This window comes from Adlercreutzia faecimuris, assembly GCF_022669055.1.
In the GTDB taxonomy this organism is placed as follows: Bacteria; Actinomycetota; Coriobacteriia; order Coriobacteriales; family Eggerthellaceae; genus Enterorhabdus; species Enterorhabdus faecimuris.
The window spans coordinates 315657-326917 of record NZ_JAJMLW010000003.1 but is presented as its reverse complement, the minus strand read 5'-3'; the positions used below and the strand labels follow the sequence as shown (position 1 = coordinate 326917).

Below are 11261 nucleotides of genomic sequence, written 5' to 3'. Positions count from 1 at the left end.
CCCTACACGGGACGGCGGTGCCCCTCCTCGGTGGTGAGGATGACCGGCCCGTCCTCGGTGATGGCGACCGTCTTCTCGAAGTGCGCCGAGGGGCGCCCGTCCCGCGTGCAGACGAGCCAGCCGTCGGGCATCTGCCGCGTCTTGTGGGTGCCGGCGTTGACCATGGGCTCGATGGCCAGCACCATGCCCGGCTCCAGGCGCACGCCGGTGTGCCTGCGGCCGTAGTTGGGGACGTTGGGATCCTCGTGCATGTCGCGCCCGATGCCGTGGCCGACGTACTCGCGCACCACGCCGAAGCCGGCCGCCTCGGCCACCGACTGCACCGCGTGCCCGATGTCGCCCAGGCGGTTGCCGGGGCGCGCCGCGTCGAGGCCCGCCCACAGGCTCTGCTCCGTCACCTCCAGCAGGCGCCGCTTCTCAGGCGACACCTTCCCCACCGCGTAGGTCCAGGCGTTGTCGCCCACCCAGCCGTCCACGATGGCCCCCGTGTCGATGGAGATGATGTCGCCGTCTCTGAGCACCACCTTACGCGAGGGGATGCCATGGACGATCTGGTCGTTCACGGACGCGCAGATGGAGCCGGGGAACCCGCCGTAGCCCTTGAAGGCGGGGATGCCGCCCTCCAGCCGGATGAGGGCCTCGGCGAACTCGTCGAGCTCGGCGGTGGTGACGCCCGGCTTGATGAGCGCGCCCACCTCGCGCAGGACCTTGGCGGACACGCGGCCGGCCTCGCGCATGGCCTCGATCTCGGCCGGCGACTTCTTGATTATCATGGCGCTCCCCTCCCGAAGGCTGGGAGGGGCGCCCGCAGCGCCCCTCCACGTCGCGGGATAGTATAGCACCGGGCCCCGCCCGCCCCGGGGCCGCCGTCACGCTCGCCCGCCCCGTTCGCTCCGAGAGCCGGCGGCGGCCGCCCCCTGCGTGCCGGGCCGGCGGCGACCGCGCGGCCCGCGCGCCCGGCGGCCGCCGGTGCCGCCGCGGGCGCATCCGCCCCCGAACGCAGGAAGGCCCCGCATGATGCGGGGCCTTCCCAGGTGATGTGAGAGGTATTCGCTACTCGGCGGCCTCGGTGTAGGCGCGGGTGATCGAGGAGTCCACGGCCACGCCCGGGGTCATGGTGCCCGAGACGGTGATGGACTTCACGTACTTGCCCTTGGCCGCGGCCGGCTTCATGCGCAGGATCTCGTCGTAGACGGCGCCGTAGTTCTCGGCCAGCTGCTCCGGGGTGAAGGAGGCCTTGCCCAGGATGACATGCGCGATGCCGTAGCGGTCGGCACGGTACTCCACGCGGCCGCCCTTCAGCTCGTTGATGGCCTTGACCACGTCGTTGGTCACGGTGCCGAGCTTGGGGTTCGGCATGAGGCCACGGGGGCCGAGGATCTTGCCCAGGCGGCCGACCTTGCCCATCTGGTCGGGGGTGGCCACGGCGGCGTCGAAGTTGAACTCGCCGGCCTGGATCTGGGCCATGAGCTCGTCGGTGCCCACGATGTCGGCACCGGCCTCCTCGGCGGCGCGGGCGGCCTCACCCTCGGCGAAAACGGCCACGCGGACGGTCTTGCCGGAGCCGTTGGGCAGGCTCACGGTGCCGCGCAGCTGCTGGTCGGCCTGGCGGGTGTCGATACCCAGGCGGAAGTCGCCGGTCACGGTCTCGTCGAAGTTGGCCGTGGAGATCTCCTTCAGGAGCTTCATGGCCTCGAGCGGCGCGACGGGCGCCTCGGGGATCTGCGCCTCGGCGGCGAGGTACTTCTTGGACTTCTTGGTCATTGCGGTTCCTTTCGTGGTGATGGCGGGCGCTTCCAGCCCTTCCACTGACTAGCTACGTCGACGGCGAGGCTACTCGTCGATCGACTTGCCCTGAAGCATGGCCGCGACCTTGCGGGACGGCACGTACTTCTTCTTCATCTCGCGGCCCTCGATGCGCACGCCCATGGAGCGGGCGGTGCCGGCCACGATCTCCATGGCGGCGTCGATGTCGTTGGCGTTGAGGTCGGGCATCTTGATCTCGGCGATCTCGCGCAGCTGGTCGACGGTGAGGGTGCCCACGGTCTGGAGCTGCGGGATGCCGGCGCCGGACTGGATGCCCAGCTTCTCCTTGATGAGCACGGCCGCCGGAGGGGTCTTGCACACGAAGGTGAAGGACTTGTCCTCGTAGACGGTGATCTCGACGGGGATGATGGTGCCGGACTGATCCTGCGTCTGGGCGTTGAACGCCTGGCAGAACTGCATGATGTTGACGCCCTGGGCGCCCAGGGCCGGGCCGACGGGAGGCGCCGGGTTGGCCGCGCCGGCAGGGATCTGCAGCTTGATGAAGCCGGTGACTTTCTTTTCAGCCATCTGTGACTACCTTTCAGATGTAAGCGGATACTCTCTCTATCACAAAAGCCCGATCGGCGAGAAGCCCCGGTCCACGCGGGCGCCCATCGCGCTTAATGTGTTCAACGTTAGATCTTGGCCACCTGGTCGAACGAGAGCTCGACGGGGGTCTCGCGGCCGAAGATGGAGACCATGACCTTGACCTTGCCGGCCTCGGGCGACACCTCGGAGACGATGCCGTCGAACTCGGCCAGCGGGCCGGAGACCACCTTGACGGACTGGCCCACCTCGAGGCTGGTCGACGTCTTCTTGGGTGCCTCGCGGCTGGTGCGCTTCATGATCTTGTTGTACTCGTCGCGGGTGAGCGCCTGGGGGTTGCCCTGGCTGCCCACGAAGCCGGTGACGCCCGGCGTGTTGCGGACGGCGGCCCAGCTGCGGTCGTCGAGCTCCATGCGCACGAGCACGTAGCCCGGGAACACCTTCTTCTCGCTCTCGACGCGACGGCCTCCGTCCTTGATCTCCGTCACCATCTCGGTGGGGATCTCGATGCCGAAGACGTTGTTCTCGAGGCCCATCGTCTCGATGCGGGTCTCGAGGTTCTTGCGCACCTTGTTCTCGTAGCCCGAGTAGGTGTGCAGGACATACCACTTCTTAGTCATGGCCTAGGCTCCGATTCCCGAGATCAGCACCAGCAGCGGCGTGATGATGACATTGTCGAGCAGGGCGACGAACACGCCGAAGAAGAGCAGGGCGACCACCACGACGCCGGTCCAGCGCAGGACGTCGGTGCGGGTGGGCCACGTGACGCGCTTCATCTCGGCCTTCACGTCGCGAAGGAACTGGAAGCGCTTCTTCTTGGGCTTCTCGTCGGCCTTCTTGGCCGCCTTCTTGGGCTCCGGGGCCTCGGCAGGCTTGTCCTCGGCCTTCTTGAAGAGGCCCTTCTTGGGCTTCTCCTCCGGCTCCGGGGCGACCTCCTCGACGAGCACCTCGGTGTCGCGCTCGGCCTTGCGCTGCTGGCGGGCAGCAGACGCCTTCGCTCGTTGTGTCTTGGATTTCTTTGCCATGGAGTTCCTTATCGGAAAATCGTAAAACGTCTAAACGCCAAACAAGCAGCCTCGCTCGGGCTGCTCGCAGTTAACAAGCTGGCAGGCCAGGAGGGACTCGAACCCCCAACATGCGGTTTTGGAGACCGCCGCTCTACCAATTGGAGCTACTGGCCTATGCCTGTTTCTTCGCCTGAACCTCTATCGAGTCTCACGGTGCAGGGTGTGATGGCCACACCACTTGCAGTACTTCTTGAACTCGATGCGGTCAGGATTGTTCTGCTTGTTCTTCTTGGTCGTGTAGTTGCGGCGCTTGCAGTCAGTGCACGCCAGGGTGACCAGAGTACGCATGAATTCTCCTTTTACCGTTATTCTCGAGCAGGCTTTTCAACATACACATGAACCTGTGGGAAGGGAGCCCGCCCGAAGACGGGCTCCCCCTCAATCATGCAAGCGAAGTTACTTGATGATCTTGGTGACGCGGCCAGAGCCGACGGTGCGGCCACCCTCGCGGATAGCGAACTTGAGGCCGTCCTCCATGGCGATCGGGTGAATGAGCTCGCCCTTGATCGTCACGTTGTCGCCGGGCATGACCATCTCGGTGCCCTCGGGGAGGTGCGCCACGCCGGTCACGTCGGTGGTGCGGAAGTAGAACTGCGGACGATAGCCATCGAAGAACGGGGTGTGACGGCCGCCCTCCTCCTTGGTGAGGATGTAGACCTGGCCCTCGAACTCGGTGTGCGGGGTCACGCTGCCGGGCTTGCAGAGAACCTGGCCGCGGACGATCTCCTCGCGCTTGATGCCGCGGAGCAGGCAGCCGATGTTGTCGCCGGCCTGGGCCTCGTCAAGCAGCTTGCGGAACATCTCGATACCGGTGCAGACCGTGTTCTGGGTCTCCTTGATGCCGACGATCTCCAGCGGGTCGTTGACATGCAGGACGCCGCGCTCCACACGGCCGGTGGCGACGGTGCCGCGGCCGGTGATGGTCATGGTGTCCTCGACAGCCATCAGGAACGGCTTGTCGACGTCGCGCTCCGGGGTGGGGATGTAGGAGTCAACCGCGTCCATGAGCTCCCAGACCTTCTCCTGCCACTCCTTGTCGCCCTCGAGGGCCTTCAGAGCGGAGCCGCGGATGATCGGGGTGTCGTCGCCGGGGAACTCGTAGCTGTCGAGCAGCTCGCGAACCTCCATCTCGACGAGCTCGATGAGCTCCTCGTCGTCGACCATGTCGCACTTGTTCAGGAAGACGACGATGTAGGGCACGCCGACCTGACGGGCGAGCAGGATGTGCTCGCGGGTCTGGGCCATGGGGCCGTCGGTGGCGGCGATGACCAGGATCGCGCCGTCCATCTGAGCCGCGCCGGTGATCATGTTCTTGACGTAGTCGGCATGGCCGGGGCAGTCAACGTGAGCGTAGTGGCGGGTGTCGGTCTCGTACTCGATGTGAGCGATCGAGATGGTGATGCCGCGCTCGCGCTCCTCAGGGGCCTTGTCGATCATGTCGAAGGCGGTGAAGTCAGCGTGGGCGGTGCCGTGGGAGCCGTCGTTCTCGGACAGGGTCTTGGAGATGGCGGCGGTCAGCGTCGTCTTGCCATGGTCAACGTGGCCGATGGTGCCGATGTTAACATGCGGCTTGGAACGCTCGAACTTCTCCTTAGCCATGTTTCATCCTCCTTGGGAAAGGTTTCGTACTGCGAAAACAAACAAAATAAACGCGCCCGACGAGCGGACGCGATAATTCCAATGGTAGCGGTGACTGGATTTGAACCAGTGACGCCACGGGTATGAACCGTGTGCTCTGACCAACTGAGCTACACCGCCAAGTGGAGCCTGCGACCGGACTTGAACCGGTGACCTCTTCGTTACCAACGAAGTGCTCTACCGACTGAGCTACACAGGCGAAATGGTGGGCGCGCTAGGATTCGAACCTAGGTAGGCAGAGCCAACGGGTTTACAGCCCGTCCCCTTTAACCACTCGGGCACACGCCCATTTCGGCGCTGAATTCATGTGTACTTTTCAAGCTGCCACCCGCTTGCAAGGCCAGGCCTAACGAGCGAGCGAATGAATAATACGCTACCGCCATTAACGTGTCAACTGCTTACACGCCCCCGGGCGTGTCTCCATGATTCCTCCCGAAGTGAGCGGTTTCACGGGGCCTGCGAGAGGTACTTATATATATGTAAGGGATCACGGCGCGGCGGCACGTAATATGTAGGGGTTGCCGAGAAGCGCGCGCCCTCCCCTCGCGGCGAAGCCGCCGTGGTACCATGGAGGGCAGCCCGCGCCCCGGCGGCGCGGCACCCAGCGAACCCCGCTGCTCGATCAAGGAGGACACCCTAGTGAGCGAGCATCTTCCCCTTATCAGCCGCCGCGCCTTCGTCGGCGGCACCCTAGCCGGCCTCACGCTGCTGGCCGCCTCGCCCGCCACGGCGCTCGCCGCGCCGACGGCGGCCGAGAAGCAGGCCGAGGCGCAGTCGGCCCTCACCCAGCTCAACGCCATGTCCGAGCGCCTCTACCAGGCCGAGGCCGACTACTCCGCGGCGCTGTCCGCCCAGCAGCAGGCCCAGGCCAAGATGGACGAGGCCCAGGCGCGCATCGACGAGGCCAGCGGCCAGATCGACGACCTGCAGGGCAAGCTCGGCTCGCGCGCCCGCTCCATGTACCGCACCGGCTCGGCCACCTTCCTCGACCTGCTCCTGGGCGCCACGTCGTTCCAGGCCTTCACGTCCAACTGGGACCTGCTCAACGACATGAACCAGGACGACGCCGACATGGTCCAGCAGACCAAGGACCTCAAGGCCGAGGTGGAGGCCCAGAAGGCCACCTACGCCGAGCAGGAGCGCGTCGCCGCCGAGAAGGCCGCCGAGATGGAGGCCGTGGTGGCCGAGTCCGAGCGCCTGGTGGCCCAGACCCAGGCCGTCTACGACAACCTCTCCGCCGAGGCCGCCGAGCTCCTGGCCCAGGAGGAGGCCGCCCGCGAGGAGCAGCGGCGCCGCGAGGCCGAGGCCGAGCTAGCGCGCCAGCAGGCGGCCGATCCCACGGGCACGGGCGGCGCGCCCGCCGCGGGCACCGCCGGCAGCGGCTCGTCGAGCGGCACCGGCTCCGGCAGCTCGTCGGGCTCGTCGGGCAGCACCGGCTCCGGCAGCTCGTCCGGGTCGTCGTCGGGCGGTTCGTCCAACAACAACTCGCGCCCGCAGACGGTCACCGGCAACACCGTGGTCGACCGCGCCTACTCCCAGCTGGGCAAGCCCTACAGCTACGGCGCCGTAGGGCCGGACTCCTTCGACTGCTCGGGCCTGGTGGGCTACGCGCTCACCGGCCGCTACAGCCGCTTCTGCTCCACCGGCGACATCATCGGCTGGCCGCGGGTCACCAACCCCCAGCCCGGCGACATCTGCGTCGTGCACAACAGCCGCCGCCAGCACACCGGCGTCTACATCGGCGGCGGCCAGATGATCCACGCCCCGCGCACCGGCGACGTGGTGAAGGTGGCCTCGGTCACGAGCGACATGGTCTACGTGCGCTACTAGCGCATCCCTTCCGACGCCCGCCCCCCCGGCGGGAAGCGCATCGCCCGGCGGGGCCCCGATCGGGGCCCCGCCTGCTCTTCCTCCCCATAACCGCACCGTTCCCAGCTGGGGTTATGGAGCATGATCCGTCCTCCCGCGCCCATCCGGCAGCCGTGGTAAGATATGACGCAGTTTGCACTCAAACACACCACGTGCTCAATCTAGGAGGAACCTGACTGATGAGCGAGCATACAAGCGCACTGAGCAGACGCGCCTTCATCGGCACCGCGCTGGCGGGCACCGCCGCGCTGGCCCTCTCCCCCGCCACGGCGCTGGCCAAGCCCACCGCCGCCGAGAAGCAGGCTGAGGCGGAAAACGCGCTCAACCAGCTCAACGCCATGCAGGAGAAGCTCGACATAGCCTCTGCCAACTACTTCACCGCCCTCGACGAGCAGCAGCAGGCCCAGGCCAAGATGGACGAGGCCCAGGCGCGCATCGACGAGGCCAGCGGCCAGATCGACGACCTGCAGGGCAAGCTCGGCTCGCGCGCCCGCTCCATGTACCGCACCGGCTCGGCCACCTTCCTCGACCTGCTCCTGGGCGCCACGTCGTTCCAGGCCTTCACGTCCAACTGGGACCTGCTCAACGACATGAACCAGGACGACGCCGACATGGTCCAGCAGACCAAGGACCTCAAGGCCGAGGTGGAGGCCCAGAAGGCCACCTACGCCGAGCAGGAGCGCGTCGCCGCCGAGAAGGCCCAGGAGGCCGCCGAGGTGAAGGCCGAGGCCGAGGCGCTGGTCGACCAGATGCAGACCACCTACGACAACCTGACCGCCGAGGCCGCCCAGCTCCTGGCCGAGGAGGAGGCCGCCCGCGAGGCCGCCGCGGCCGCCGCGGCCCGCGAGGCCGAGGAGCGCGCCCGCCGCGAGGCGGAGGCCGCCGCGGCCGCGGCCAGTCGCCCGAGCAGCAACGGCGGGAGCAACGTCAACAACAGCAAGCCCCAGACGGTCACCGGCAACGTCGTGGTCGACCGCGCCTACTCCCAGCTGGGCAAGCCCTACTCGTGGGGTGCCGTCGGCCCCAACTCCTTCGACTGCTCCGGCCTGGTCAGCTACGCGCTCACCGGCAGCTACTCGCGCCTGGGCACCACCTACACGTTCATGGGCTGGACGCGCGTCACCAACCCGCAGCCCGGCGACGTCTGCACCAACGACCACCACTGCGGCATCTACATCGGCGGCGGCCAGATGATCCACGCCCCGCGCACCGGCGACGTGGTGAAGGTCTCGGGCGTCCACGCCGGCATGATCTACGTGCGCTACTAGGCGCAACCGTCCAATGAAAAGGAGAGGGGAGCCCGCCGGGCTCCCCTCTCCTTTTTGCGAGACTGACCGGCGGGGCTAGGCCATCGGGCCCTCGTCGCCGTTGGCGCGGACGAGGGAGACCACGGCGTCGTGCACCTCGGCCAGGCCCTCGGCGTCCTCGCGCCACTGGCGCGCCAGCGTGGGCAGCGGCATCTCGAAGCCCGCGGCCTCGAGCGCGGCGGCCACCTCGTCGGGGCCGGCCGGCGCCCAGCCGTAGGACCCGAAGGCGATGCCGACGCGGCCCTTGGGCGCGAGCCCGCGCAGGTAGCAGAGGAACCCGGCCACCGTGGGCATCATCGTCATGTTGAGCGTCGGCGAGCCCACGGCCACGTAGCGGGCCGGCAGCACGGCGCTCATGATGTCGGAGATGTGGTTGACCTTGAGGTCGAGCAGCCGCACGGGCACGCCGCATTCCACGAAGGCCTCGGCCACCTCGCGCGCCATGAGCTCGGTGGTGTGCCACATGGAGTCGTAGACCACCACGGCGCGGTCCTCCGGCTCGCCGGAGCACCAGGTGCGGTAGGCCGCCAGGATGTCGGCCACGTGGCTGCGCCAGATGACGCCGTGGGCCGGGGCGATCATCGCGACGTCGAGGCCCGCCACCGCGTCGAGGGCGCGCGCCACCTGCCTGCCGTAGGGCATCACGATGTTGGCGTAGTACTTCTGGGCCTGGGCCATCACCTCGGGCAGGCCCACCTCGTCGTCGAAGTGCTTGGACGTGGCGAGGTGCTGGCCGAAGGCGTCGTTGGAGAACAGGATGCGGTCGGCCTCGGAGTAGGTGGCCATGTTGTCGGGCCAGTGGACCATGGGCGTCTGGACGAAGGTGAGCGTGCGCCGGCCCAGGCTGAGCGTGTCGCCCGTCTTCACCGTCAGGAAGTCGAAGCCGTCGCCATAGTGGGCCTTGAGAACGCCGAGCCCCTGGGGCGCGCCGCAGACGAGCTGGGCGTTGGGGGCGGCGGCCATGACGGCCGGCAGCGCGCCGGAGTGGTCCGGCTCGCCGTGGTTGGCGATGACGTAGTCGATGGAGGCCGGATCGACGATGTCGGCGATGCGGGCGATGAGGTCGTCGGCGAAGGGCGCCTTGCACGTGTCGATGAGGGCGATCTTCTCGTCGACGATGAGGTAGGCGTTGTAGGTGGTGCCCCGCTCGGTGGTGTAGCCGTGGAAGTTGCGCTCGTTCCAGTCGACGCCGCCCACCCAGTACACGTCCGGCGCGATCTCGATGGCCTTCAGCATGTGTCCTCCGTTCGCTCGCTGTCGCTTCCCGCGCATTCTACTATAGCGCGCCCCCGCGCCGCCCCGCGTCCCCGCGGCACCACACGAAAAGGGGCGCCCGCACGATGCGGGCGCCCCTGGCAGCCGGATGAGGACGGCGGGCTAGACGTCGAGCTCCATGTAGGTGTCGAAGTCGTCGGTGACCTCCTTGGAGGGCTCCTTGGTGGCCAGCGACACCACGACGATCACCGCGAGCGCCAGCACGAAGCCGGGCAGCAGCTCGTAGACGGCGAACCAGCCGCCGAGCGGCGCGATGAGGTTCTTCCACACCACCACGGTCAGCGCGCCGGTGAGCATGCCGGCCACGGCGCCCGGCAGCGTGGTGCGGCGCCAGTAGAGCGAGCACAGCATGAGCGGGCCGAAGGACGCGCCGAAGCCGGCCCAGGCGTAGGACACGATGTCGAAGATCGACGAGTTCTGGTCCATGGCCAGGAAGATGCCGAGCAGGAGGATGGCCGTCAGCGTGATGCGGGCCACGATCATGACCTGGTTGTCGGTGGCGTCGCGCTTGATGAGGCCCTTGAAGATGTTGGTGGCCACCGCCGAGCCGGAGATGAGCAGGTAGCTCGAGGACGAGCTCATGGCCGCGGCGAAGATGCCCGAGACCACCAGGCCGCAGAAGAAGGACGGCAGCAGCATCTTGGACAGCACGATGAACACGCTCTCGGCGGCCGACTGGGTGAGGAACTCCGTCGGGATGACGGCGCGGCCGATGAGGCCGATGCACACGGCCGAGGACAGCGACACCACGAGCCAGATCATGGCGATCATCCGCGACTTCTTGATCTCGTCGGAGTGGCGGATGGACATGAAGCGGATGAGCACCTGGGGCATGCCGAAGTAGCCCAGGCCCCAGGCGAGCCCGCTCACGATGGTGATGACGCCGTAGGTGCCGGCCGGCCCGAACATGGGCTCGTCTCCGCGGATGATCTGGTTGCCCGCCTCGTCGAGCAGCGGCGTGGCGATCTCGGTGCCCGAGAGGAACCCGGGGATGTTCTGGAGGAACGCGACGGTGTTGTCCACGCCGCCGGCCGCGGCGACCGAGCCGATGAACACGGTGGCCAGGGCCAGGAACATGAGCGTGCCCTGCACGAGGTCGGTGGTGCACACCGACAGGTAGCCGCCCATGAAGGTGTAGAGGAACACGATGATGGCGCCGATGACCATCATCACGCCGTAGTCCCAGCCGAACAGCGTCGCGAACAGCTTGCCCACGGTGACGAAGCACGAGGCCGTGTAGATGGTGAAGAACAGAAGGATGATGACCGCGGCGATGGTCATGAGGATGTGCCTGGTGTCGTGGAAGCGGTTGGAGAAGAAGTCGGGCACCGTGATGGCGTTGCCGGCCTTCTCGGAGTACTTGCGCAGGCGCTTGGCCACGAACTTCCAGTTGAGGTACGTGCCGATGGCCAGGCCGATGGCCGTCCACATGGCATCGGACGCGCCGGTGAAGTAGGCCACGCCGGGCAGCCCCATGAGCAGCCACCCCGACATGTCGGACGCCTCGGCCGACAGCGCCGTCAGCCACGGGCCCAGCCCGCGGCCGCCCAGGAAGTACTCCTCGCTCGACGAGTTCGAGCGCTTGGCGTACACGAAGCCGATCACCACCACGACCACGAAGTACAGCAGCATGGCTATGACGACTTGGACATCGCTTTCAATCATCTTGATCCCCTATCGGCCCGCCTCGACGCACAAACGCGGGCTTGTGACAAACGTGCAATGACGACGGGATTATACTTTATTGCACTGG

The 11261-nt window shown here is 67.2% G+C and carries 11 protein-coding genes and 4 tRNA genes; 2 read left to right on the top strand and 13 right to left on the bottom strand.

All coding sequences use genetic code 11. From position 1 onward, the window contains the following. Positions 1 to 2: 2 nt before the first annotated feature. The 11 genes from map to LPT13_RS09300 all read right to left on the bottom strand — a co-directional run bounded on the left by map (position 3) and on the right by LPT13_RS09300 (position 5345). Positions 3 to 773 (bottom strand): type I methionyl aminopeptidase, encoded by a 771-nt coding sequence (gene map, locus LPT13_RS09350; protein ID WP_242165937.1) that lies wholly within the window; start codon positions 771 to 773, stop codon positions 3 to 5. A 280-nt stretch (positions 774 to 1053) separates the two neighbouring features. Next, entirely contained in the window at positions 1054 to 1764 is a 711-nt protein-coding gene (gene rplA / locus LPT13_RS09345) for a 50S ribosomal protein L1 (RefSeq protein WP_242165935.1), read from the bottom strand. A gap of 69 nt (positions 1765 to 1833) precedes the next feature. Continuing rightward, on the bottom strand, positions 1834 to 2334 hold the full coding sequence (rplK, locus tag LPT13_RS09340) for a 50S ribosomal protein L11 (protein WP_242165933.1): 501 nt from the start codon (positions 2332 to 2334) through the stop codon (positions 1834 to 1836). A gap of 107 nt (positions 2335 to 2441) precedes the next feature. After that, the gene (gene nusG, locus LPT13_RS09335) at positions 2442 to 2972 is read right to left on the bottom strand and encodes a transcription termination/antitermination protein NusG (RefSeq protein ID WP_242165931.1); all 531 of its coding nucleotides are present in this window, start codon (positions 2970 to 2972) and stop codon (positions 2442 to 2444) included. A gap of 3 nt (positions 2973 to 2975) precedes the next feature. Beyond that, complete coding sequence (secE, locus tag LPT13_RS09330; RefSeq protein ID WP_242165929.1) at positions 2976 to 3377, bottom strand: preprotein translocase subunit SecE; 402 nt, start codon at positions 3375 to 3377, stop codon at positions 2976 to 2978. Positions 3378 to 3456: 79 nt separating this feature from the next. Continuing rightward, positions 3457 to 3533, bottom strand: a tRNA-Trp gene (locus tag LPT13_RS09325). Between the two features lie 24 nt (positions 3534 to 3557). Then, positions 3558 to 3707 (bottom strand): 50S ribosomal protein L33, encoded by a 150-nt coding sequence (rpmG, locus tag LPT13_RS09320; protein WP_160710262.1) that lies wholly within the window; start codon positions 3705 to 3707, stop codon positions 3558 to 3560. Positions 3708 to 3815: 108 nt separating this feature from the next. After that, entirely contained in the window at positions 3816 to 5018 is a 1203-nt protein-coding gene (tuf, locus tag LPT13_RS09315; RefSeq protein WP_242165927.1) for an elongation factor Tu, read from the bottom strand. Between the two features lie 82 nt (positions 5019 to 5100). After that, positions 5101 to 5177, bottom strand: a tRNA-Met gene (locus tag LPT13_RS09310). Positions 5178 to 5180: 3 nt separating this feature from the next. Next, positions 5181 to 5256 (bottom strand) — tRNA-Thr (locus LPT13_RS09305). A 4-nt stretch (positions 5257 to 5260) separates the two neighbouring features. Next, a tRNA-Tyr gene (locus LPT13_RS09300) sits at positions 5261 to 5345 on the bottom strand. 351 nt (positions 5346 to 5696) lie between these two features. Between LPT13_RS09300 and LPT13_RS11860 the strand changes: the two genes are divergently transcribed. Continuing rightward, positions 5697 to 6887 carry a coiled-coil domain-containing protein gene (locus LPT13_RS11860; RefSeq protein ID WP_242165924.1) on the top strand — a complete coding sequence of 397 codons (1191 nt, stop codon included), beginning with the start codon at positions 5697 to 5699 and terminating at the stop codon, positions 6885 to 6887. A gap of 218 nt (positions 6888 to 7105) precedes the next feature. Then, positions 7106 to 8194: a coiled-coil domain-containing protein gene (locus tag LPT13_RS09290; RefSeq protein ID WP_242165922.1), complete on the top strand. Its 1089-nt coding sequence runs from the start codon at positions 7106 to 7108 to the stop codon at positions 8192 to 8194. Positions 8195 to 8269: 75 nt separating this feature from the next. Here LPT13_RS09290 and LPT13_RS09285 read toward each other — a convergent pair whose 3' ends face one another. Next, entirely contained in the window at positions 8270 to 9469 is a 1200-nt protein-coding gene (locus tag LPT13_RS09285) for an FprA family A-type flavoprotein (protein ID WP_242165920.1), read from the bottom strand. A gap of 141 nt (positions 9470 to 9610) precedes the next feature. Then, positions 9611 to 11173, bottom strand: a complete 1563-nt coding sequence (gene putP / locus LPT13_RS09280) for a sodium/proline symporter PutP (protein ID WP_242165918.1) — start codon at positions 11171 to 11173, stop codon at positions 9611 to 9613. Positions 11174 to 11261 lie beyond the last annotated feature (88 nt).